Source organism: Actinoplanes sp. NPDC051343 (genome assembly GCF_044455125.1).
GTDB lineage: Bacteria > Actinomycetota > Actinomycetes > Mycobacteriales > Micromonosporaceae > Actinoplanes.
Genome location: NZ_JBITEL010000016.1, coordinates 173349 through 196455, shown reverse-complemented (window position 1 = coordinate 196455; position 23107 = coordinate 173349). Strand labels below are relative to the sequence as shown.

The window sequence follows — 23107 nt, the reverse complement described above, 5'->3', positions numbered from 1 at the left end:
GGTCGTCGTGTCGTCAGAGGTGTCCCGGCCACTTTCGGTGCCGCGCAGCCCGGTCCGCCCGGTCGAGGTCGACCGCACCAGCCCGGTCCCGCTGTACTACCAGGTGGCGACCCGTCTGCAGGAGCTGATCGAGAAGGGCGAGATCGGCGTCGGCAGCCGGATCGAGAACGAGGTCGACCTCGCCGAGCGCCTCGGCGTCTCACGCCCGACGACCCGGCGCGCCATCCAGTACCTGGTCGAGCGCGGCATGCTGGTGCGCAAGCGGGGCGTCGGCACCCAGGTCGTGCACCCCAAGGTCCGCCGCCCGGTCGAGCTCTCCAGCCTCTACGACGACCTGGTCGCCGGCGACCGCGCGCCCCGCACCGAGGTCCTCGACCTCCGCGTCATCCCGGCCACCGACGCGATCGCCACCGCGCTCGAGATCACCGAAGGCACCGAGGTCACCTGGATCGAACGCCTCCGGTACGCCGGCGACGAGCCGCTGGCCCTGATGCACAACGCGATCCCGACCGACGTCCTCGACGTGACCCGCGAAGACCTGGCCGACCGCGGCCTCTACGAGTTGCTCCGCCGCGCGGGCCACGTGCCGCGCATCGCCACCCAGGTGATCGGCGCCCGCTCGGCGACCGCCATCGAGGCCCGCACCCTGTCCGAGAAGCGCGGCTCCTCACTGCTCACGATGGTCCGCACGGCCTGGGACGCGACCGGGCGCGCCCTGGAGTACGGCAGCCACGTCTACCGCGCCAGCCGCTACAGCTTCGAAATCAACCTCTCGGCCGGCTGAGGCCGGGCTCAGCCGAGCCGCCGGAGGAACGTGAGACCTCCGGTGACCGCTCGGAGGTGACCGCGCTGTGCCAGGGACCGCCGTCACCACCAGCCCGCCGGATGCGGGCATCGACTATCCGAAGGCCCCGCGAGCCCGGGATGTCGGATGCTGGGCGCCCACATCGACCGGCGCGGCCGCTCGCTGCCGGCCGCTGCGCCGGCGCGGGCGGCTCGCGCCGGCCGGTAGGTGGTATCAGTCGTCCTGGGCGACGTTGACCATCCAGGGAACGCCGTACTTGTCGACGCACTGGCCGAACGTGTCGCCCCACATCTGCTTCTCGAAGGGTACGAAGACCTGGCCGCCGTCCGAGACCTTGGACCAGACCTCCTCCAGGCCGTCGCCGGCCGCGCCGCTCACGCTGATGGTCATCGTGTTGCCCGGGTCGAACGGCATGCCCGGTGCGGTGTCGGAGGCCATCAGGGTGCCCTTGCCGCCCAGCAGCATCGCGTGCATGACCTTGTCGGCGATGGCCGGATCGCCGCCGAACTCGCCGAACGTGTTGACGGTCAGGTCGCCGCCGAGGACGGACCGGTAGAACTCCATCGCCTCGCGGCAGTTGCCGTTGAAGGTCAGGTAGGGGTTGACGTTGACAGTCATCGAGACTCCTTTGGCCGAGTGACGTTTGCCACTCAGGCACGCTAGCCCCACCCTCCGACAAAAAGCAGCAGGCCGGCGCCTCTGTCGGGTGAACATCGCCTACTCAACGATGGTCGGAGCCGGCCGATTCGATCGCGGCCCGGCCGGCCTCCAGCCGGGCGATCGGCACCCGGAACGGCGAGCAGGACACGTAGTCGAGGCCGACCTCGTGGAAGAAGTGCACCGAGTCGGGGTCGCCGCCGTGCTCGCCGCAGACGCCGAGCTTCAGGCCGGGCCGGGCCTGCCGCCCCTCCTCGGACGCGATCCGCACGAGGCGGCCGACGCCGTCGCGGTCGATCGACTCGAACGGGGAGATTCCGAAGATGCCGAGTTCGAGGTAGCGCCAGAAGAACGCGCCCTCGACGTCGTCGCGGGAGAAGCCCCACCCCATCTGGGTCAGGTCGTTGGTGCCGAACGAGAAGAACTCGGCCGCCTCGGCGATCTGGCCGGCCGTCAGCGCCGCCCGCGGCACCTCGATCATGGTGCCGATCAGAACCTCGACTCCGGAGTCCCCGACCACGTCGGCGATGATCTTCTCGGCCTCCGCGCGTACGGTCTCCAGCTCCTGGACCGCACCGACCAGGGGGACCATGATCTCCGGCCGTGGCCGGCCGCCCTCGGCGGCCAGCGCGACCGCCGCTTCGGTGATGGCCCGCACCTGCATCGCGAAGAGGCCGGGGATCACCAGGCCGAGGCGTACGCCGCGGAGGCCGAGCATCGGGTTCTGCTCGTGCATTCGCCGCACGGCGTTGAGCATCCGCTGCTCGCGTTCGACCTCCTCGCCGCGTTCCTGGGCGACCGCGACCTGCACCGCGAGTTCCTCGAGCGAGGGCAGGAACTCGTGCAGCGGCGGGTCGATCAGTCGCACGGTGACCGGCAGGCCGTTCATCTCCCGGAAAATGTCCAGGAAGTCCGCACGCTGCAACGGAAGCAGAGCGTCCAGGGCGTCCCGGCGCTCGGTCGGATTGTGGGCCAGGATGAGCCGCTCGACCAGCGAACGCCGATCCCCCAGGAACATGTGCTCGGTGCGGCACAGCCCGATGCCTTGCGCGCCGAAGCGACGGGCCCGGGCCGCGTCGAGGCCGGTGTCGGCGTTCGTCCGGACGCGCAGGCGCGACCGGGAATCGGCGTGCGTCATGATGCGGTGCACGGCGGCGACCAGCGGGTCGTTGGCCTGGGCCGGGTCGAGGTCGCCCTCGAAGTACTGCACCACCTCGGACGGCCGCACCGGCACCTCGCCGAGGTAGACCCGGCCGGTCGTGCCGTCGATCGAGATGACGTCGCCCTCGTGGACGACGTGGCCGGCGACCGTGAACTCGTCGCGTCCCACTTCGACCTGGTCGGCGCCGCAGACGCAGGTCTTGCCCATGCCGCGGGCGACGACTGCCGCGTGCGAGGTCTTGCCGCCGCGCGAGGTGAGGATGCCCTGGGCCGCGATCATGCCGGGCAGGTCGTCGGGATTGGTCTCCCGCCGGACGAGGATGACCTTGTGGCCCTGGCCGGCCTTCTCGACCGCGTGGGCCGCCGTGAAGACGACCTCGCCGAAGGCCGCACCCGGCGAGGCGCCGACGCCGCGGGTGATCGCGGCCGGGTTCTCCGCGAGGTCGAACCGAGGGAACATCAGCTGACCGAGCTGGGCCCCGGTCACCCGGGTCAGTGCCTCGTCGAGATCGATCATGCCCTCGTCGACCAGCTGGGCCGCGATCGTGAAGGCGGCCGCCGCGGTGCGCTTGCCGACCCGGGTCTGCAGCATCCAGAGTTTGCCGCGCTCGATGGTGAACTCGATGTCGCACAGGTCGCGGTAGTGACCCTCCAGCGTGGCCATGATCTTCAGCAGTTCGTCGTACGACTTCTTGTCCAGTCCCTCGAGTTCGTGCAGCGACAGAGTGTTGCGGATGCCGGCCACGACGTCCTCGCCCTGGGCGTTGGCCAGGTAGTCGCCGTAGATGCCGCTCTCGCCGGTGGCCGGGTCACGGGTGAACGCGACGCCGGTGCCGCTGTCCGGCCCGAGGTTGCCGAAGACCATCGCCACGATGTTGACCGCGGTGCCGAGGTCGGCCGGGATGCGCTCCTGGCGGCGGTAGAGCACGGCGCGGTCGGCGTTCCACGAGCGGAAGACGGCTTCGACGGCCTGGTCCATCTGGTCGCGCGGGTCCTGCGGGAAGTCGTGTCCGGTGTGCTCGGCGAACACCTTCTTGTACGCGCCGACGAGCTCCTGCAGGGCGGCGGCGTCCAGTTCGACGTCGTCGTGAACCCCCCGCGACGACTTGGCGTGCTGCAGCGCCTGCTCGAACTCGTCGCCGGGCACGTCGCAGACGGTCTTGCCGAACATCTGGATGAGCCGGCGGTAGGAGTCCCAGGCGAAGCGGTCGTTGCCGCCGGCCTGCCGGGACAGCCCGGCGACCGACTCGTCGTTGAGCCCGACGTTGAGGACGGTCTCCATCATGCCGGGCATCGAGAACGGTGCGCCGGAGCGGACCGAGACGAGGAGGGGGTCGTTCGGGTCGCCGAGCTTGCGGCCCATCGCCGCTTCCAGATCGGCCAGGTGGGCGGCGATCTCCGTGTCGAGACCGTCGGGCCCGTGCCCGGTCCGCAGGAAGGTCCGGCACGCGTCCGTGGTGATCGTGAAGCCGGCGGGCACCGGCAGGCCGAGATTCGTCATCTCGGCGAGGTTGGCGCCCTTGCCGCCGAGCAGGTCCTTCAGGTCTTTGTTGCCCTCGGAGAAGTCGTAGACGAACTTGACCATGCCGGGCACCTCCGGTTTTGATTCCGTGGCTGATGGGAGTTCTGCCCCGGGATTCGTAAGGCTAAGCAGGCGGTCGGCAAATAGTTAACTGTCTCGTGGGGTTTTTCACCGGCTACATGCACCCGCTGCTCGGGAAGCGCTCTCTTCGCGCAGTTCCGCGCACCCGGTAGCCTGGCCGCAATGGAGGGTCTGCGGCGGAGATGCGAGCGACGTCTGCACGGTGTCCGCATTCCGCAGCCGTTCGATCTCGACGCTTTCTGCCGCGAGGTGGAGAACCGCCGCGGCCGCCGGCTGCTGCGCCGGCCCGTCCCCGGGCTCGGCTCGCACGCCCCGTGCGGCCTCTGGATCGGAACCCCCGAGGCCGATCACGTCTTCTACGACCCCGGCACCTCCCCGCTGCACGCCGAGCACATCGTGCTGCACGAGCTGGCCCACATCCTCAGTGGACACGCGCTCGACGCCTCCCTCGGTGCGCTCTTCCCCGACCTCGCGCCGGACACCGTGGCCCGCGCGCTGGGGCGGGTGGCCTACACCAGCGTCCAGGAACGGGAGGCCGAGATGATGGCCTCGCTGATCCGCGGCCGGTCGGCCCGCCCGCCGCGCACCACGATCGGCCGGGTCGCGCACGTCTTCGGCTTCACCGAGTGACGCGTGGCCTTCTCACTGGTCGTCGTGATCCTCCTGTGGGTCACGACCGCCGTCCGGCTCCCGACCCTCTGGCGTGACCGCCGGCAGCGCGCGCTCTGGACCGCCGTCCTCGGGCTCGCACTGGCCAAGACGGCCTCGTTCCGGCCGGTCGCCGAGCGGTTGCACGCGCCGATCCTCCCCAACCTGCTCGGCGTGGCCGTCGCGTTCTGCCTGCTGCGGTTCATCGCGATGGTCACCGGCAGCGGGCTGCGGCGGTGGCAGGCCGTGGTCACCGCCGGAGTGCTGGTCACTCTCGGTGTGCTCGCCGCCGTTGCCGGCAGCGACATCGACAACCGGGGCGAGGTGCTGGCCGGGCCGCTGCCGGCGGTCGCGGTCGCGTACTGGGTCGTCCTCGAGGGCTACCTGGGCGCGGTACTGATCTTGACGGCTCGCCTCTTCCGGACGGTCGGCCGGGCTGCGCCGGCCGGGCTCCCGCGGCTCGGGCTGCGTGCCATTGCCGCCGGGGCGGCGATCATTTCCCTGTACGCCGTGACGAAGACGTTCCTGATCGTCGTGCACGGACTCGGTGTGCCCATCGCCTTCGAACGCATCGAGCCGGTCGCGCACGTGATCCAGGCGGCCGCGATCCTCCTCGCCGTGGCGGGCAGTCTCGTCCCGGCCACCCGCCGGGCACGCGCGGTCGTCGCCGCGTACCGAAGCCTGCTGAAGCTCCGCCCGCTGTGGCGGGCGATGAAAGACGCCTTCCCGGAGGTGATCCTGTTCAGCCCGCGGCGGGCGGTGATCGAGCTCGCCGGGGTGGACGACGTCAACCTGCGGCTCTACCGCCGGGTGATCGAGATCCGGGACGGGATGCTGGCCCTGCGCGACTACCGGCCCCCGGACGTGCCCGGCGACGCGGACCCGGCCGTGACCGAGGCTCGCGGCATCGCGATGGCCCTCGCGCGTCGCGCGGCCTCGGCCGAGCCGAACGACCGGCCCGAGGCGTGGGCGCCGGTCGGGCCGGACATGGCCGACGAGGTCGCCTGGCTGACCCGGGTGAGCGCCGCCTTCCGCGACCTCACTGCGGCCGGCGTTCCGACTCCCAGACCTTCCGGATCAGCTCGCTGATCGTCTCGCGCCCGCGGGGCGACACGTCGGCCGCGCGCAACGCGATCTGGGTGACCCCGGCGTCGCGAATGGTCTTGAGCAGCTCGAGCTGAGCGTCGACCCGGCGGGTCTGCTCGTCGTCGAGGAAGTAGGAGACGGGCACGCCGAAGTAGGTGGCGAGCGCGGTCAGATGGGTCACCGTCGGGTTGTCCCGCCGGCCGGTGCGCAACTGCCAGATGTAGGTATGGGAGATCGGCACACCCTGCGTGCTGCGGATCGCCTCGGCGACCGCCATGTAGCTCGGTTCGGCCTGGCCCTCGGGGTGGGCCCCGCGGAACAACCGGTCGAGATTTTCGGCGATGGAGAAGGCGCCCACCACGCCCCTCCTCCCACTCGCCGCCGCTCCGACCATCTCATCGACCCGGCCACCCATGAGCAGGCCCGCGCCCGCCCGCGCGGTCATGCACATCCCCCGATGTAGGGCGTCCGTAAACTGTGGTTGATGAGACCTCGGTGAGAGTAGGCCACGACCTCCGCCGGCTCAATCCCTTGGACGGTCAGTTCCGGCCGTTCGCCTCCCGCCGCATGACCACTCGGCGCACCGTAGGGCGGCTGACCTGCGTGAACCCGGCTGCGAGGAACGCGTTGGAGGAACCGACGTTCATCTCACCCCACGACACGTTCTGGCCCGGCCGGGGCACCATCGGGTAACCCTCGACGGCCGTCGCCCCTCTCGCCACGGCAAACTCGGCGGCGGCCCGGACCAGCGGGTAGGTCAGCCCCTGCCGGCGATGCCCGGCCCGGACCGCGAAGCAGACGATCGCCCACACGCCGGGATCGTCCGGATCCTCACTCCGCCCGGCCCACGGCACCGACGACCCCCGCAGCCGCCGATAGTTGCGGCGCGGCTCGACGGCGACCCACCCGACCGGCTCGCCGCCCCGGTAGGCGACCATGCCGCTGGTGCCGTCGGCCTCGGGATGGCCGCAGTCGGTCTCGTCGCGCAGCCGATGCGTCCGCTCGTCGACCGGCATGGCGAACCACTCCCGGTCGCCCAGCTTCACCCGCTGGCAGCCGCACGTGGCCGCCCCACCGCGGCCGAACACCGCCCGCAGGTCGTCCCAACTCGCCTGGTTCGCCGGGACCACCGAAACCTCGATCATCCGGGCAGCCTAGGACCGGTTCCGGACGATCGGCGTCCGGAAGCTTCAGGACTACCGGGCGGCGTGCTCGCCGTGCAGGAGGCCGGTCGACTGGCCGACCTCGATGAGGTAGCCGTCGGGGTCGCGCAGGTAGCAGCGCAGTTCCGAGCCGCGGTCGAGAGGCGGGGTCAGGAACTCGGCGCCGCGGGACCGCCACTGGTCGTAGCGGGCACGGATGTCGGCCACCCGCAGATTGAGGAAGATCGAGGTGGTGTCGCCGGGCTCGTAGTCGACCACCGAGACGCCCGGCTTGTCCGGGGTGGGGCCACCGCCCGGATTCATGATGATCCAGGAGTTGGCCAGGCGGACTATGCACGGGTTCTCGTCGAGGGCGACCGTGCCGCCGAGGACGCGCGAGTAGAAGTCGCGCGAGCGAGCCACGTCGCGCACGGTGATGAAGAGCGTGACCAGGATGCCGTCGTCCGGCGCGGGAAGATCCGTCATGGTTGACATGACCGGACAGCCGGCCGGTCTGTGACACCGCCGGACGGGACGCCGGGGGCGTGACGCGGCGAGGAGAATGGGTCTCGTGGTGGACATTGTGGAAAGTGCCGAAGTCTTTTCCCTGCTCGACGAGCTGACGACCAGGACCGGCCGGGAGGACCCCTATCCGCGGTACGCCCGGCTGCGCGAGATCGGGCCGGTGGTGCGGGCCGAGGACGGCGCGCTGGTGGTGACCCGGCACGCGGACTGTGCGGCGGTGGTGCGGGATCCCAGGCTCGGGCACATGCCGAGGCACATGCTCGACTTCATCGGGCTCGGCGACTGGGCGGAGCACCCGGCCCTGCGGTTGCTGTTCACCAGCATTCTGACCCTCAACCCGCCGGACCATACCCGGCTGCGGCGGCTGGTGAGCACCTCGTTCACCGCCCGGCGGGTGCAGCAGCTGCGGCCGGCGATCGAGCGCCTGGTCGACGAGCTGCTCGACGGGCTGCCGGACCAGGGCGACTTCGTCGAGGGGTTCGCCTTCCCGCTGCCGGTCAACGTGATCGGCGAGCTGCTCGGCGTGCCGGCCGAGGACCGCGCGCAGTTCCAGCCCCTGATCCGGGACTGGACGCAGGTGCTCGACGTCATCACCCCGGAGGTGCTGGCCATCGCCGACCCGGCCGCCGCGCAGGTCCGTGACTATCTGGCCGAGCTGGTCGAGCGGCGGCGCCGGGAGCCGCAGGACGACCTGATCAGTGCGCTGGTGGCGGTCGAGGCCGAGGGCGACCGGCTGACCGGCGACGAGTTGCTGACGATGGCGGCCCTGTTGTTCGCGGCCGGGTTCGAGACGACCACCAACCTGCTCGCCAACGGGCTGGTCGCGCTGCTGCACAACCCGGGTCAGGCGCCGGCACTGGACGCCCGGCCGGACGCGGCGGCCGAGGAGCTCATCCGGTACGACTCACCGGTCCAGTTGCTCAGCCGGGTCGCCTGGGAGCCGACGACGATCGGCGGGGTGGATATCGAGGCGGGCGACCGGATCGTGGCCTATCTGGGGGCGGGCAACCGGGACCCGCGGCAGTTCGGCGACCCGGAGCGGCTCGACCTGTCGAGGGCCGACAACGCGCCGCTCTCGTTCGGCGGGGGCATCCACTATTGCCTGGGTGCGCCGCTGGCCCGGCTGGAGGCCCAGGTGGCCTTCCCGGCGCTGCTGCGACGCTTCCCGAAGCTGGAGCCGGCCGGCGAACCTCAGCGACGGAACAGCCTGACCATCCGCGGTTTCACCAGGCTGCCGGTGGCGTTCAGGGGCTAGGCCCTCACCGGCGGGAAAGTAAGACGCCGCTGCGAATTCCACGGGGGAAGAACTCGCAACGGCGCACCGCGAACATTAGCGAATCGTTGCCCGCGTGTCTATCCCGGTAGCAACTATCCGACGCGCTGGATCACCGATCCGACGAGCTTGCTCCAGTCGTTGCTGAAGTCCGCGCTGGTGCTGGCGTTGGAGAGCCGATAAATCGCATAAGAGTCGACAAGTGTGACGTTTCGATCAGTCAGGATCGCGACCGCGATGTCGGCGGTGCCGGGGTGCTTCGGCTCGTACTGCTTGTGCCGGAGCACCACGAAGCCGTCCCAGCTGCCCTGCTTGAGCGGCTGCACCCGGACCGTCTCGGTGTAGGCCGGCTCGTTGCGGTCGGAGGTCACGGTCGCCGGCGCCGAGACCGAGGGCGCACAACTGTCGGCCGCCGCCCGCAGCAGGGCCTGGGCCGCGGCCGCGGCGGTCTTGTCCGGGAAGACCAGCGCGCTCTGCTGCAGGGTCTGCGCGCCGGTGTCGCCCGCGTCCTCGAAGTCGGCCGCGACGACCTGGCCGCCCGGCGGCACCGGCGGCGGGGTGCTGGTGCCGCCGCAGAGGCTGACCAGCTTGGTGGTGTCGACGGGGTCCTCGGGCAGGGTCCAGGTGGGCCCGATCTCGTTCGCCTGCAGCAGCGCGCCCCGCATCGTGGTCACGTCGATGACGGTGCTGGGGTCGGGCGCCGAATCGTCGGACGACGAACAGCCGGCGAGCCCGGCACCGGCCAGGACGAGAACACTGGCCGCGGCGAGCGCGGCCTTCCCGGTCACGAACATCGGGCCATCTTTGCAGACGGCCGGCCGCCCGACGACAGGCTGACCGTCGCGGCAGCGGGCGGTAGCGGATAGGTTGACGGAAGGCGACGTCAGGAGGTCCGCGATGCTGGACGATCTTGCGAGGCGGCTCCGGGATGAGCTCGGTCCGGCCAAGGTCATCACGGACCGGCAGGAACTGCGGACGTACGAGTGCGACGGCCTCGCCCACTACAAGGTCATCCCGGCCCTGGTCGCCCTCCCCCACACGACCGCCGAGGTGGCCGCGGTCGTGCGGGCGTGCCATCAAGCCAAGGTGCCGTTCGTGGCGCGCGGCTCGGGCACCGGGCTGAGCGGCGGCGCCCTCCCCCACGCCGACGGCGTGCTGATCGTGACCGCGCAGATGCGCGACATCATCGACGTCGACCCGGCCGCCGAGCGCGCGGTGGTCCAGCCCGGCGTGATCAACCTGCAGGTGACCCGGGCCGCCACGCCGCACGGCTACTACTACGCGCCCGACCCGTCCAGCCAGCAGATCTGCTCGATCGGCGGCAACGTCGCCGAGAATTCGGGCGGCGCACACTGCCTGAAATACGGCTTCACCACCAATCATGTGACCGGGCTCGAGATCGTCACGCCGGACGGCGACGTGGTCCGGCTCGGCGGCAAGGCGCCGGATCCACCCGGGTACGACCTGATGGGCGCGTTCGTCGGCTCCGAGGGCACGCTCGGGGTCGCCACCGAGGTGACCGTCAAGCTGACCCGGCTGCCCGAGTCCGTGCGTACGCTGCTGGCCGCCTTCGAAAGCACCGACCAGGCCGGGGCGGCGACCTCGGCGATCATCGGGGCGGGCGTGGTGCCGGCCGCGATCGAGATGATGGACGCGCTGGCCATCGAGGCCGCCGAGGCGGCCGTCGCCTGCGGCTACCCGGCCGGTGCGGGCGCCGTCCTGATCGTCGAGCTGGACGGCCCGGCGCCCGAGGTCGAGGCCCAGTTCGAGCAGGTGACGGCGTTCTGCCGGGGCAGCGGGGCGTTCGAGATCCGGATCGCCGCCGACGACGCCGAGCGGGCGCTGTTCTGGAAGGGCCGCAAGTCGGCGTTCGCGGCGGTCGGCCGGATCAGCCCGGACTACATCGTGCAGGACGGCGTGATCCCGCGCACCGCGCTGCCCGAGGTGCTGCGGCGGATCGGTGACCTGGCGCGCGAGCACGGCGTGCGGGTGGCCAACGTGTTCCACGCCGGCGACGGCAACCTGCATCCGCTCGTGCTCTTCGACGACCAGGTGCCGGGTCAGGCCGAGCGGGCCGAGGAGGCGTCCGGGGCGATCATCGACCTCTGCATCGAGTACGGCGGCTCGATCACCGGCGAGCACGGGGTGGGTGCGGACAAGGCGAAGTACATGCCACGGATGTTCGGCGACGACGATCTGCAGACGATGCAGCTGGTGCGGTGCGCGTTCGATCCGGACGGCCTGGCCAACCCGGGCAAGATCTTCCCCACCCCGCGGCTGTGCGGTGAGCGGCCGGGCCGCGGCACGCCGACTGCCGACCGGTGGAAGGACGTGGAGGTCTTCTGATGGGCGTCCTCGAGGACCTGACGACGCCGGCCGGTGACGAGGACACCGTCGGCGGGAAAAGGGCGCGCCTGGTCGCGGCGCCCGGGTCGACGTCCCAGGCGGCAGAGTTGATCAGGGCGGCGCAAGACCTGACCATCGTGGTCCGGGGCAACGGCACCAAGCTCGACTGGGGTCCGCCGCCCCGGCACCTCGACCTGATCATCGACACGAAGAACCTGAACGGCGTGGTCGAGCACGCGGCCGGCGACCTGATCACGATCGTGCGGGCCGGGACGCCGCTGAGCGACCTCGACCTAGGCGACCAGCAGCTGGTACTCGACGGGCCCGAGAACGCCACGATCGGCGGCACGGTCGCGGCCGGCACGAGCGGGCCGCGCCGGATGTTCTACGGCACCGCGCGCGACCTGCTGATCGGCATCACGATCGTGCGACCGGACGGCGTGGTCGCCAAGTCGGGCGGCAAGGTGGTCAAGAACGTCGCCGGTTACGACCTCGGCAAGCTCTTCCATGGGTCCTACGGCACGCTCGGCCTGATCACCGAATGCGCGTTCCGGTTGCATCCGAAACCGCAGACCGTCCTTTTCGTCCGCGCCCGGAAGGTGAGCGTGCAAAGTGTGCTCGCCGCCCAGATCGTGCCGGCCGCGATCGAGATCGACTCGGCGACCGGCGAGATGGCGGTGCTGCTCGAAGGCACGCCGGAGGGCGTGAAAGAACGGGCGGCCAAGATCGGCGGCGAGGTAACCGACGAGGCGCCACCCTGGTGGGGGACGATGCCGGACGGGCCCATCACGCTCAAGCTCGGCGTCCCGATCTCCAAGGTGCCCGAACTCCTCGCCCACGGCTCGGCGGTCCGCGGATCGGCCGGCACCGGCGTGCTGTACGCCGGGGCGGCCGACATCACCGAGGTGGAGGCGTTACGTGCGCACTGCGTACGTCTGGAAGGGCATGCGGTCGTCCTGGCCGCACCACCGGGAGTCCGGGAGATCCTCGACATGTGGGGCCCGACGTCCGGCCTGGCCCTGATGCGCCGGCTCAAGGACCAGTTCGATCCCGGGCACCGGTTCGCACCCGGCCGATTCGTGGGAGGCATCTGATGAACTTTTTTCAACGTGGCGAGGGCGGCAGCTCCCGGCGGCAGACAACGGTCCGGAGCCTGTTCGCTGGAGGTCAGGTTGAAAAAGGTTCACTGGTCGACGCGACCTGGGGCACCGGCGAGCCGCCGCGGGACGTGCTCGGTCCCGTCTCGCCCGAACCGGCCTTCGACGACGACCACCCGCCCCGGGCCGATCTGATCGCCGACTGTGTGCACTGTGGATTCTGCCTGCCGGCCTGCCCGACCTACGTGCTGTGGGGCGCCGAGGCCGATTCGCCGCGCGGCCGCATCTACCTGATGAACAGCGGCGTCAACGGGGAACCGCTGAGCGACTCGATGGTCGAGCACTTCGACAAGTGCCTCGGCTGCATGTCGTGCGTCACGGCCTGCCCCTCCGGCGTCAAATACGATCGGCTCATCGAGGACACCCGCGCTCAGATCGAGCGGCGCCATTCCCGTACGCCGTCGGAGCGCGCCCTGCGCGCGGCGATCTTCGCCCTGTTCCCCTACCCGCGCCGCCTCCGGCTGCTGCGCGGGCCCCTGCGGGTCTATCAGGGCTCCGGGCTGCAGAAGCTCGTCGCGCGCAGTGGCCTCCTCGAACGGCTCGGGCCGACGCTCAGGACGCTGGAGTCACTGGCGCCGCAGTTGCGCGCCGCGCCGCGGCCGCCGCGCCGGGTCGCCGCCCGCGGCCGGCGCCGGGCGGTGGTCGGCATGCTCACCGGGTGCGTGCAGAGCGCCTTCTTCCCGGAGGTCAACTCCGCGACCGTACGCGTCCTGGCCCTCGAAGGCTGCGACGTTCTGATCCCGCCGTCGCAGGGCTGTTGCGGCGCGCTGAGCGTGCACAACGGACGCAAGGCGGAGGCGCAGAAGTTCGCCCGCCGCCTGATCGACACGTTCGAACGCACCGGCATGGACTACTTCGTCGTCAACGCGGCCGGGTGCGGCTCGTCGCTCAAGGAATACGACGTCCTGCTGGCCGACGACCCGGACTATGCGGCGCGGGCGGCCACCTTCACCGCGAAGGTCCGCGATCTGTCCGAACTGCTGTACGAGCTCGGACCGGTCGCGGTGCGGAACCCGCTTCCGGTGACCGTCGCCTACCACGACGCCTGTCATCTCGGTCATGCCCAGGGTGTGACGACTCAGCCGCGGTCGCTGCTGACCGCAATCCCCGGCCTGTCGCTGCGCGAGATAGCGGACCCGGCCCTGTGCTGCGGCTCGGCCGGCATCTGGAACGTGCTCAACCCCGGCCCGGCCGCCGAGCTGGGCGCCCGGAAAGCGTCGAACGTGCTGGCCACCGGCGCCCAGCTGCTCGTCACCGCCAACCCCGGCTGCCTCATGCAGATCGGCGCGGCGGCCGGCGGGCAGATCTCCCTCGCCCACACCGCCCAGGTCCTGGACGCCTCGCTGCGCGGCCTGCCCGTTTCGGCGCTGGTCAAGTCAACCTCGGCGTAAGCACGGGGCCAGATCGATGACTTTTGCCGTTTCTCGGGAGTCCAGCGGCGACTCATAACGTCCCGGCCATGAGTGAAAAGGTCACCTCCGGGGTCAGCCGCCGCAACGCGCTGATCGCCCTCGGCGCCTCGGGTGCCGCGGCCACCGGCGCCACACTGCTGGGCTCCGCGCCCGCTGAGGCTTCTTCTCCCCTGCTGATCGGCAAGCCGGAACGCCTGGGCGCCCCGCCGGTCGAAGGTCTGCACCTGACGTTCGGCACCGACCCGGCGACCCAGATGGTCGTCTCCTGGACCACACACACCCCGGTCCGCAACCCGCGGGTCAGCTACGGCACGCTCGAGGGCGGCCACGGCCGGACCGTCCAGGCCGAGACCCGCACCTACGTGGACGCGCTGTCCGGCAAGACGGTCCACGCGCACCACGCCACCCTGACCGGACTGCGGCCGGGCGCCTACTACACCTACGCCGCGCTGCACGACGGCGGCCGCCCGGACGCCGGCACCTTCCAGACCGTGTCGCGCGGCCGTTTCCCGTTCACCTTCACCAGCTTCGGCGACCAGTCCGTCCCGCAGGTGACCTGGCAGCCCGACGGCAAGGGCGGCTTCACGCCGGCCATGCAGGCCAACAACACCCCGGCCAACGCCGACATCGTGGCCGGCATCGAGCAGATCGACCCGCTGTTCCACCTGCTCAACGGTGACCTCTGCTACGCCAACCTGGACCCCGACCGGGTGCGCACCTGGAACGGCTTCTTCGCCAACAACACCCGCTCGGCCCGCTACCGGGCGTGGATGCCGGCCGCGGGCAACCACGAGAACGAGAGGGGCAACGGGCCGCTCGGCTTCGGCGCCTACCAGACGTACTTCAAGGTGCCGGGCAACGGCGCCGACGCCGAATTCCAGGGCCTCTGGTACGCGTTCACCGCCGGCTCGGTGCGGGTCATCTCGCTCAACAACGACGACGTGGCCCTGCAGGACGGCGGCGACAGCTACGTCAGCGGCTACTCGGCGGGCGCCCAGAAGGCGTGGCTCGAGAGGCAGCTGTCGGCGGCCCGCAAGTCGGCCGACATCGACTGGATCGTCGTCTGCATGCACCAGGTCATGATCAGCACCTCGGACGCGAACGGCGCCGACCTGGGCATCCGGTCGCAGTGGGGCCCGCTGTTCGACAGGTACGAGGTCGACCTCGTGCTGTGCGGCCACGAGCACGACTACGAGCGGTCGTTCCCGGTGCGCGGCGCGGTGTCCGGCACCGAGACCCTGACCCCGGACCCGGTCGCCACCAACACCTCGGTGGTCGACTCGTCGAAGGGCACCACCCACATGGTGCTCGGCGGCGGTGGCGTCAGCGGCACCACCAACAAGTCGTTCTTCCCGGCCGGCAAGGGCAAGGTCATCGTCGCGGTGGGCGCCCCACCGGCCGGCGGCGGCAAGCGGCCCTCGACCTACGTGTTCGAGGAGACGCCCTGGTCGGCGTTCCGGGACGAGAAGAACCCGTACGGCTTCGCGGCCTTCACGGTCGACCCGGGCACCGGGCCGGGCGCGACCACCCGCATGTTCGTGACCTACTACAACGTGACGATCCCGACCGGCGACATCGTGCCGCTGGAGTCGTTCACGCTGCAGCGCAAGCGCTCCGACGGCCACCACCGCTGAGTCGCGCCCTCGGGTCGGCGGCGCCGGGTGCCGCCGGCCCTTGCGGCTGCGCGCGCCCTCGGGCCGGTGGCGCCCGGCGCCGCCGGCCCTAGCGGCTGCCGAAGCCGGGCAGCAGCTGATAGGTCATCTTGCGGCCGGCCACCAGCTGGACCTCCTGCCGCCGGCGCCGCTCGGCGAGCACCGAGGCCAGCACCGTCCACGCCGTCGTCCCGGGTGGCGGCGGCGGGGTGATCTTGGCCGTGACCTCGGCGGCGACCTGGTTGAACAGGCGCGTGCGGTAGGGCTCGCGCAGCTGGCGGACCCGGGTGACGAGCTGACGCATCTCCATGGCCAGGTCGTCGTCGATCGCGCTCAGGTCGACGGTGGCCGCCCAGGCGGCCGCCTCGAGCGGCATCGCCGGCGCGGCCCGCCACGGCATGGCGTCGCGTTCGTGCACCACGACCGTGCCGGCCGCGAGGTCGCCGAGCCGGCGGCCCTGGGCCGAGGCGAGCATGGTGATGATGCCTGCCGGCCAGCAGAGGGTGAACAGCAGCAGGCCCGGAAACTCGACGGCCAGCCCGACCAGGGCCCGGGTGAACGCGTGCCGCGCGCGCAGCGGCCCACCGTCCTCGCGGACCACCCGCAGACCCAGGGCGCTCTTGCCGATCGTGCGCCCGCGCAGGAAGGTCTCGCAGACCACCGGGTAGCCCACGAAGATCAGCACGGTGCCGACGGTCAGCGCGGCCGAGCCGAGGGCCGCGTCGACGCTGGAGAGGATCAGGCGGACCACACCGACGACCAGGAAGCCCGGCGCGATCATGATCAGGCAGTCGAGCAGGAGCGCGAGCGCGCGCGTCGGCAGGCGGGCCGGCCGCAGATCGATCTCGACCGCCTCGGCGCTCACCAGCCCGGCGACGTCCGGCGCGTCGTCGCCGGGAGCGACCGGGGCGGGCAACAGGTTCACCCGGACAGTGAACACGAGGCGGTACCCTCTCCGGCAACAGGGGGAGGCGAGCAGTGGATCTCGACGCGTTGGTGGCCGAGCACGCCGGCGAGTGGCACCGGCTGCGCATCCTGACCGCGCGCCGCAGCCTGACCGCCGACGAGGCCGACGAACTCGTCACGCTCTATCAGCGCACGACCACGCACCTGTCGATCATCCGCAGCCGCACGCCCGGCGCACCGGTGGTCGTCGAGCTGTCCAACCTGGTGATCGCCGCCCGGGCGGCCCTGGTCAAGGATTCGGGCTTCGGCTGGCGGCCGCTGCTCCGGTTCTTCACCGACACGCTGCCGGCCGAGCTCTACCGGGCCCGCCGCTGGTGGGTCGTCACGGCGCTGGCCGCCATGGCGGCCACGGTCGCCATGGCGTGGTACTTCGCGGCTCATCCGGCGGCGGTGGCGCAGATGAGCGACCGGGCAGAGGTGCGGGCCCTGGTCGACCATCAGTTCGTCGACTACTACAGCGCCTACCAGGCATCGCACTTCGGCCTGCAGGTGTGGACGAACAACGCCGTGGTGACCGCGAAGTGCATCGCCGCGGGCGTGCTCATCCTGCCGGTCTTCTACATCCTCTTCCAGAACCTGTTCAACCTGGCGCTGATCGGCGGTGTGATGGCCGACGCCGGGCACACCGGCACCATGCTGACCTACCTCGCGCCCCACGGGCTGCTGGAGCTGACCTGCGTCTTCATCGGGGCGGGCGTGGGCCTGCGCATCGGCTGGGCGTGGATCGCGCCGGGCCTGACCCGCACCCGCCGCCAGGCCGCGGTCGACGAGGCCCGGGCCGGCATCGGCATCGCGGTCGGCCTGGCCTGCGCGCTCGCGGTCGCCGGCTTCCTCGAGTCGTTCGTGACCCCGTCGGGCCTCCCCCCGCTGCTGCGGGTCGGCATCGGCGCCGCCGTCTGGTTGCTCTTCCTGGCGTACGCGCTGGGCCGCGGCCGGACCGCAGCGGCGGCGCCCCGGCCCCACGACGAAGACCACGCCGCCTACCTGGTGCCGACGGCCTGATCCCGGTCGCGTGTCGTATTGTCGGGCGGTGCCCGATTCCGTGACAAGCCGCGACACCACGGCTACCCAGCGCACCACCACCGGTCCGCCCCGCAGGAACGCCGGCGGGCCACCGCTCAGGACCAAGGCCGAGAAGAAGGCCGAAGCCCGAGCCGCCAAGGCACGCGCCCGCGCCCGCGAGAAACGCCGGCAGGCACTGTCCATCGGCGGCACCGCCGTGGTCGTGCTGGCTCTCATCGTCGGGCTGTTCGTGTGGATCGGCCACTCCTCGCCGAACGGTGTCCCGGCCGCCGCCGACACGGGTACGACCGCCGCACCCACCGAGGCCGCGTCGACTGCGGCGTTCCCGCCGGTACCCGCGGGTGCCGACCCGGCCCTGAGCAAGAAGCCGGTCGCGACAGCGGGCACAGGCACCGTCACCAAGCTCAAGACGACGACCCTCATCCAGGGCACCGGCCCGGCGGTCCGGGCAGGTCAGACGATCAACGTCAACTACGTCGGTGTCACCTACGCCGACGGCAAGGAGTTCGACTCGTCCTGGAGCCGCTCGCAGGCGTTCAGCTTCCAGGTCGGTGCCGGCAACGTCATCAAAGGGTGGGACCAGGGGCTGATCGGGGTCAAGGTGGGCAGCCGGGTCCGGCTCGACATCCCGGCCGACCTGGCGTACGGCGACAAGCCGAGCGGCGGCCAGCCGGCCGGCGCCCTCCGATTCGTCGTCGACGTGCTGTCCGCGACCTGAGTTCCCCCAGCTCACCCGGTACCGTCGAACACATGATCGACGTCCGCCGGATCTACTACGAGGCCGCCGCGGCCGACCTGCCGAGAGGCAGGGAGGTCCTGGCGCGCTTCCCCGGCGCGACCCTGGTCGAGGTCGAGAGCCACCACCGCATCCCCGAGCTGTACGGCGACGAGACCAACGTCGCCCGGTGGGTCCGCATCAAGCGCGAGGCGCTCGTGCTGGGGGTGAAGAAGTCGCTGACCGCCCGCCCGAACGGGCGGTCAGCCGATTTCATCGCCCCGTCCACCGCCAACGGCTGCGCCATGGCCTGCGCCTACTGCTACGTGCCCCGGCACAAGGGCTACAGCAACCCGATCACGGTGTTCGCCAACATCGACAAGATCTCCGGCTACCTGCGGCGGCACGCCTCCCGGCAGGGCACCAAAACCACGCCGAACGAGTGCGACCCGCACGCCTGGGTCTACGACATCGGCGAGAACTCCGACTGCAGCGTCGACGCGCGGCTCAGCGACAACGTCCGCGACCTGGTCGAACTGTTCCGCTCGCTGCCCGGCGCGAAGGCGTCGTTCGCCACCAAACACGTCAACCGTGACCTGCTGACCTGGGACCCGCAGCTCCGCACCCGGATCCGGTTCTCGCTGATGCCGCACGCGGACGCCAAACTGCTCGACATCCGCACCTCCCCGATCGCCGAACGCATCGCCGCGATCGACGACTTCGTCGCCGCCGGGTACGAGGTCCACGTCAACTTCAGCCCGGTCGTCGTCCGCGACGGCTGGCTCGCCGACTGGGCCGAGCTGCTCGACCAGCTGGATGCCGGCCTCGGCCCGGCGGCCAAGGCCCAACTCGCCGCCGAGGTCATCTTCCTGACCCACAACCGCGACCTGCATCAGGTCAACCTGGGCTGGCATCCCCAGGCCGAGCAGCTGCTCTGGCGCCCCGACCTCCAACAGGGCAAGCGCTCGGAGAACGGCTTCTGGAACGTCCGCTACCGCACCGGCGCCAAGGGCAGCTACGTCGCCGCGCTGACCGACCTGATCGCCCAGCGCACCCCTTATTGCCGCGTCCGCTACGCCTTCTGACCCCGCGGTGCGGCCCGGCCGGCCCGGTCAGGGGCTGGTGCAGGAGACGTCGCTGGGCGCAGTGTTGTTGCTTCCGGTGGCCGTGAAGCCGAAGGTGGTCGACGCGCTCGCGCCGAGGGAGCCGTTGTAGGCGGCGTTCCGGACGGTGACCGCGCCGCTGGTGCCGGTGTTGGTGCCGCTCCAGATGCTGGCGAGGGTCTGCCCGGCGGCCGGCGTCAGGTGCACGGTCCAGCCGTTGAGGGCGGCGGAGCCGTTGTTGGCCACGCTGACTTCGCCCTGGAAGCCGCCGGGCCAGCTGTTGGCCAGCCGGAACGTGCCGGCGCAGGCGCCCGGCTGCCCGGTCGGCGGCGGCGTGGTTCACGCTCGGGTCGGCGGCCCGCGCGGTCTTGAACGCCGCCTCGATCCAGTCGTTCCCGGTCACCTGCACGTTGGACTGCCGGCGGCTGCCGTCCTCGGCGAAGGCCTCGTTGACCACGTCCCAGTAGGCGAGTTTGCCCTTGTAGTGGGCCATGACGCCGTTGATGTGCTCGATCATCGCCGCACGCAGGGCGCTGCCGCTGAGGTTGCGCCAGAAGCCCGGTCGCCGGCCGTGCCAGGCCAACGTGTGGCCACGGACCCGCATGCCGTGCTGGACCGCCCAGTTGTAGATCGCGTCGCCGGCCGCGAACGTAAACTGGCCGCTGTTGGGCTCGGTCGCGTCCGGCTTCATCTCGTTGACCGCAGTCATCATGTCGAACTCGCGGTTCGCGGCCGGCGTGGTTCAACTCGCCTGACGCCTGACGTAGGCCGGCCGAGCGCCTCCGGGGCTGGCAACCGGCCGGCCGGCTTCTCCGGCCTTCGCAGCTGCGCCGGGCGTCCGGGGCCGCTACCGTGTCTGCCTGTGTCGGCTCCGGGAGACGTTCCACCGCAGATTCTCGCCCGGCTGCGACCGATCTGCCGCGGGCTGCCCGAGACGTACGAGGAGCCGGCCTGGATCGGCGTCCGCTGGCGCATCCGCAAACGGACATTTGCCCATGTCTACGCGCCGGACCCGGAACGCTGTCCGGGCGCCGGCGAGACGCCGACCGTGATGACGTTTCGGGTGCCGTCCGACGAACTGCTCGGCCTGACCGCTGACGGCTTCCCGTTCTTTCGCGCCGAATGGGGCCGCAACGTCGCCGGCGCGTTCCTCGACGACCACACCGACTGGACCGAGATCGCCGAACTGATCACCGACAGCTACTGCGAGATGGCGCCCAAGTTCCTCGTCGCCCGGGTCGCTCCCACCCCGCCGACCACCTGATCGCGGTCGGGCTCGAGGTAGGCGACGATGTGCTCGTACGAGGCGCCCGCCGAACGGGTCGTGTCGAGGGTGAGCCCGCGCCGCCACCTCGTTTCGGCCTGCGACCGCCTGGGGCCGCTCGCCGACCACCCGGAACGAGCGGCTCGGATGATCGACCATCTCGTCCGGAGCCTCACCGGGTGAGGCCGGTGCCGGGTTCAGGAGATCCGGAGGTAGTCCAGGTTGAAGTTGCCGGTCTCGCAGAACACCTTGACCAGCTGGTCGCCGGCCGCCAGGTCGACCGGCGCGTGCACCGACTGGTAGGTGGTCCAGCCACCGGTGTCCGGCACCGAGACGGTGGCCGACGTCTTCTCGGCCGCGTCCCGCAACGACACCGCGTTCGGTGCCGCTGCGCCGGAACCGTTGGCGACCCGCAGTTCCAGGTCGTAGCGGCCGGCCGCCGGGACGTTGACGCGGTAGGTGAGCCAGCGGCCGGCCGCGGTGTAGCCGACGTCGTGGCCGCCGCTCGCGGCCGGGACGTTCTCCACGAACTGCGTGCTGCCCTCGGTCCAGCCGCTCTGCCCGGCGTACGACTCGGCCTCGATCAGTTCGCCGAGCGCTGCCGCGTGCGGCCGGACGGTCAGGTGTACGGGAATCGACGTGCTGGCGGTGTTATCGGTGACCGTCACCGTGAAGTTCTGGATGCCGGAGCCGGCCGCGTTGATCGTGAGCCGGCCGGTGTCCGGGTCGACGGTGACGCCGTCCGGGGCGTCGGACGAGTAGTAGGTCAGGTGGTCTCGATCGGCGTCGGAGGCGTGCAGTTCGACCTGGATCGGGGTGAACTGGTCGGCGGTGAGGTCCGGTACGGCGGACAGGGCCGGTGCGTGGTTGTGCCGGGCGGGCCGGACGTCGGCGTGCCAGCGGAAGGTGGCGACCGCGCCGGCCGGCACCGTCTCGACGAACGACCGCCCGTCGAGCACGATCCGGAACCGGGTCGCCGTCGCGTTGGTGTTGTGCACCACGGTCACCCAGTTGTCGTCGTGGTCGCGGAAGGCGATGCCTCCGGACGACTCGTAACGGGTGAAGGACGGGTCGAGGTAACGGGCGATCTGACCGATCTGGTACAGCTCATCGCGTACGGAAAAGGTTTTGGTCCCGGTGTCGACCGTGACCATGCGGTCCGGCCACTTCGTGGTCCGGCCGACCTCGTCCCAGTCGATGTTGTTGTCCCGCGAGTGGGTCCAGTGCAGCGTGCCGCCGTCCTGGTCGGTGACCTGCGCCCAGAGGATGTACGAGCCGGCGTTCAGCCGGAAGAAGCTCAGCATGGTGTCCGGCTGCAGGTCGCTGGTCTCGGTCAGGTGCACCGGAAGGTGGTACTCCGCCGCCGCGTCCCGCATCACGGTCGGGCTTCCCGAGTACGGGTGGAACGCGATCGCGTCCGACGCCGCGCGCGCCTGCGGGTCGTCGAAGATCCGGTACAGGTTCTTGGCGTTCGGGTTCGGATCCTTCCAGTTGGCGAAGTTGTAGTCGAACACCCACAACTGGGTCGGCAGGTGGGCCGCCTTGAACTCGCGTTTGATCGCCTTCGCGAGGACCTGCTGCTGCTGCCAGGTGATGTCCATGCCCGGGTAGATCACGTCGATGGTCGGCTCGTTGAGCATGGTGATCGCGTCGATGTGGATGCCCTGCCGGGCGTACGCCTGGAGGTACTTGACGTAGTACCTGGCGAACGCGTCGATATCGTCGTCCCGGAGCTTGCCGAGTTGGTGGCCCTGGCCGTCCGACGTGCCACGGAACAGGTTGGTGGTCTTCATCCAGGCCGGCGCGCTCCACGCCGAGGCGAAGAACGTGGCCCGCGGGTTGTACTTCAGGATCAGCCGCGCGGTGTCGACGATGTGCTGGTCGATGTCGCGCTGGATGGAGAAGTATTTCAGCTCCGGGTCGGCGGTCACCCCGGCCGGAAGGTTGTCGTCGTACGAGGCGAACGGCAGGTGCTCGATCACGTCCGGGCTGCCGATGGTCAGCCGGAACCGGTCCAGCCCGGCCCCGTTCTTCGGGTCGACCAGCAGCTTGATCGCCTTCTCCCGGTTCTCCGGGGTCAGCTTCCACAGGTTGGACACCGCGGTCTCGTCCAGCGACATGCCAAGACCGGTGTACCGCTGACGCACCTGGCTCGGATCGATGACGACCGTCGCGTCGGCCGCAGGCGCGCCGCGCTGCAGGTGGACGGTGGGCAACGGTTGCCAGGCCGCGCTGCCCCCGGTGCTGTAGGTGCCGGTCACGACCGGACCACCCGAGGGATGGCCGGACAACGGCGCCATGGCCATCACCAGGACACCGGTTGCGACTTTGGCGACGAACGCCAGTGCGGGGGAACGGCTCATCCACGCCTCCTCGGTCTGCCTCTTGAACAGGATCCACACATGTGGACACATGCCAACGCTGGAGACGCTACCGGAAGGCGCAGAAGATCGACAGCTGTCTAGGTTCCGGAACCACCGTCGCGGCGCGCGGGCCGGTTCACCGACGACTGGCCTGGTTCAAGCGCGGCTTCTTGGCGGTCCATTCAAAGCCGACTCCCGGACACTCA

General features: G+C 70.8%; 21 protein-coding genes and 1 pseudogene. 12 read left to right on the top strand and 10 right to left on the bottom strand.

Annotated features, from left to right (window positions below; translation table 11 throughout):
* The first annotated feature begins 7 nt into the window (after positions 1 to 7).
* On the top strand, positions 8 to 784 hold the full coding sequence (locus ACIA5C_RS40710; RefSeq protein WP_396065068.1) for a GntR family transcriptional regulator: 777 nt from the start codon (positions 8 to 10) through the stop codon (positions 782 to 784).
* A 234-nt stretch (positions 785 to 1018) separates the two neighbouring features.
* On the opposite strand, the gene ACIA5C_RS40705 is transcribed toward ACIA5C_RS40710, so the two are convergent.
* Together ACIA5C_RS40705 and ppdK are read right to left on the bottom strand one after the other, a co-directional pair.
* Complete coding sequence (locus ACIA5C_RS40705) at positions 1019 to 1423, bottom strand: VOC family protein (RefSeq protein ID WP_396065065.1); 405 nt, start codon at positions 1421 to 1423, stop codon at positions 1019 to 1021.
* Positions 1424 to 1526: 103 nt separating this feature from the next.
* The gene (gene ppdK, locus ACIA5C_RS40700; RefSeq protein WP_396065063.1) at positions 1527 to 4208 is read right to left on the bottom strand and encodes a pyruvate, phosphate dikinase; all 2682 of its coding nucleotides are present in this window, start codon (positions 4206 to 4208) and stop codon (positions 1527 to 1529) included.
* Positions 4209 to 4388: 180 nt separating this feature from the next.
* Here ppdK and ACIA5C_RS40695 point away from each other — a divergent pair, with 180 nt between their 5' ends.
* Entirely contained in the window at positions 4389 to 4856 is a 468-nt protein-coding gene (locus ACIA5C_RS40695; RefSeq protein WP_396065061.1) for a hypothetical protein, read from the top strand.
* A gap of 3 nt (positions 4857 to 4859) precedes the next feature.
* The gene (locus ACIA5C_RS40690; protein WP_396065059.1) at positions 4860 to 5963 is read left to right on the top strand and encodes an MAB_1171c family putative transporter; all 1104 of its coding nucleotides are present in this window, start codon (positions 4860 to 4862) and stop codon (positions 5961 to 5963) included.
* Here ACIA5C_RS40690 and ACIA5C_RS40685 read toward each other — a convergent pair.
* From ACIA5C_RS40685 to ACIA5C_RS40675, 3 genes are all read right to left on the bottom strand, one after another.
* Positions 5914 to 6405, bottom strand: coding sequence for an XRE family transcriptional regulator (locus tag ACIA5C_RS40685; protein WP_396065057.1), 492 nt, complete (start codon positions 6403 to 6405; stop codon positions 5914 to 5916). The genes ACIA5C_RS40690 and ACIA5C_RS40685 overlap by 50 nt on opposite strands.
* A 94-nt stretch (positions 6406 to 6499) precedes the next feature.
* Positions 6500 to 7105, bottom strand: a complete 606-nt coding sequence (locus tag ACIA5C_RS40680) for a GNAT family N-acetyltransferase (RefSeq protein ID WP_396065055.1) — start codon at positions 7103 to 7105, stop codon at positions 6500 to 6502.
* Between the two features lie 51 nt (positions 7106 to 7156).
* Positions 7157 to 7588 carry a VOC family protein gene (locus ACIA5C_RS40675; RefSeq protein ID WP_396065052.1) on the bottom strand — a complete coding sequence of 144 codons (432 nt, stop codon included), beginning with the start codon at positions 7586 to 7588 and terminating at the stop codon, positions 7157 to 7159.
* An 85-nt stretch (positions 7589 to 7673) separates the two neighbouring features.
* Between ACIA5C_RS40675 and ACIA5C_RS40670 the strand changes: the two genes are divergently transcribed.
* Positions 7674 to 8882 (top strand): cytochrome P450, encoded by a 1209-nt coding sequence (locus ACIA5C_RS40670; protein ID WP_396065050.1) that lies wholly within the window; start codon positions 7674 to 7676, stop codon positions 8880 to 8882.
* Positions 8883 to 8995: 113 nt separating this feature from the next.
* Here the strand turns inward: ACIA5C_RS40670 and ACIA5C_RS40665 are convergent, their stop codons facing one another.
* Positions 8996 to 9694: a hypothetical protein gene (locus ACIA5C_RS40665; protein ID WP_396065047.1), complete on the bottom strand. Its 699-nt coding sequence runs from the start codon at positions 9692 to 9694 to the stop codon at positions 8996 to 8998.
* Positions 9695 to 9797: 103 nt separating this feature from the next.
* Between ACIA5C_RS40665 and ACIA5C_RS40660 the strand changes: the two genes are divergently transcribed.
* The 4 genes from ACIA5C_RS40660 (at position 9798) to ACIA5C_RS40645 (ending at position 15449) form a co-directional block, all read left to right on the top strand.
* Positions 9798 to 11246 (top strand): FAD-linked oxidase C-terminal domain-containing protein, encoded by a 1449-nt coding sequence (locus ACIA5C_RS40660; RefSeq protein ID WP_396065045.1) that lies wholly within the window; start codon positions 9798 to 9800, stop codon positions 11244 to 11246.
* The gene (locus tag ACIA5C_RS40655; protein ID WP_396065043.1) at positions 11246 to 12340 is read left to right on the top strand and encodes an FAD-binding oxidoreductase; all 1095 of its coding nucleotides are present in this window, start codon (positions 11246 to 11248) and stop codon (positions 12338 to 12340) included. The genes ACIA5C_RS40660 and ACIA5C_RS40655 overlap by 1 nt, the downstream gene beginning before the upstream one ends.
* Before the next feature lie 92 nt (positions 12341 to 12432).
* Entirely contained in the window at positions 12433 to 13794 is a 1362-nt protein-coding gene (locus ACIA5C_RS40650; RefSeq protein WP_396065264.1) for a (Fe-S)-binding protein, read from the top strand.
* 68 nt (positions 13795 to 13862) lie between these two features.
* Positions 13863 to 15449 (top strand): purple acid phosphatase family protein, encoded by a 1587-nt coding sequence (locus ACIA5C_RS40645; protein WP_396065040.1) that lies wholly within the window; start codon positions 13863 to 13865, stop codon positions 15447 to 15449.
* An 88-nt stretch (positions 15450 to 15537) separates the two neighbouring features.
* Here ACIA5C_RS40645 and ACIA5C_RS40640 read toward each other — a convergent pair whose 3' ends face one another.
* Entirely contained in the window at positions 15538 to 16392 is an 855-nt protein-coding gene (locus ACIA5C_RS40640) for an RDD family protein (RefSeq protein ID WP_396065038.1), read from the bottom strand.
* 53 nt (positions 16393 to 16445) lie between these two features.
* On the opposite strand from ACIA5C_RS40640, the gene ACIA5C_RS40635 reads away from it, so the two are divergent.
* The 3 genes from ACIA5C_RS40635 to ACIA5C_RS40625 are packed head-to-tail and all read left to right on the top strand — an operon-like array spanning position 16446 to position 19256.
* Positions 16446 to 17435: a stage II sporulation protein M gene (locus tag ACIA5C_RS40635; RefSeq protein ID WP_396065035.1), complete on the top strand. Its 990-nt coding sequence runs from the start codon at positions 16446 to 16448 to the stop codon at positions 17433 to 17435.
* 28 nt (positions 17436 to 17463) lie between these two features.
* Positions 17464 to 18174, top strand: coding sequence for an FKBP-type peptidyl-prolyl cis-trans isomerase (locus ACIA5C_RS40630; RefSeq protein WP_396065033.1), 711 nt, complete (start codon positions 17464 to 17466; stop codon positions 18172 to 18174).
* A 32-nt stretch (positions 18175 to 18206) separates the two neighbouring features.
* Positions 18207 to 19256 (top strand): spore photoproduct lyase family protein, encoded by a 1050-nt coding sequence (locus ACIA5C_RS40625; RefSeq protein WP_396065031.1) that lies wholly within the window; start codon positions 18207 to 18209, stop codon positions 19254 to 19256.
* Between the two features lie 27 nt (positions 19257 to 19283).
* Here ACIA5C_RS40625 and ACIA5C_RS40620 read toward each other — a convergent pair whose 3' ends face one another.
* Both ACIA5C_RS40620 and ACIA5C_RS40615 read right to left on the bottom strand, forming a co-directional pair.
* Positions 19284 to 19520 (bottom strand): cellulose binding domain-containing protein, encoded by a 237-nt coding sequence (locus ACIA5C_RS40620; protein WP_396065029.1) that lies wholly within the window; start codon positions 19518 to 19520, stop codon positions 19284 to 19286.
* Positions 19521 to 19674: 154 nt separating this feature from the next.
* Positions 19675 to 19965, bottom strand: a pseudogene (locus ACIA5C_RS40615) (endo-1,4-beta-xylanase); the annotation flags it as partial.
* 171 nt (positions 19966 to 20136) lie between these two features.
* Between ACIA5C_RS40615 and ACIA5C_RS40610 the strand changes: the two are divergent.
* A complete protein-coding gene (locus ACIA5C_RS40610) occupies positions 20137 to 20538 on the top strand; it encodes an MmcQ/YjbR family DNA-binding protein (protein ID WP_396065027.1) in 402 nt (133 codons plus the stop codon).
* A 197-nt stretch (positions 20539 to 20735) separates the two neighbouring features.
* Here ACIA5C_RS40610 and ACIA5C_RS40605 read toward each other — a convergent pair whose 3' ends face one another.
* On the bottom strand, positions 20736 to 22901 hold the full coding sequence (locus tag ACIA5C_RS40605) for a carbohydrate-binding protein (protein ID WP_396065026.1): 2166 nt from the start codon (positions 22899 to 22901) through the stop codon (positions 20736 to 20738).
* Positions 22902 to 23107: the final 206 nt, after the last annotated feature.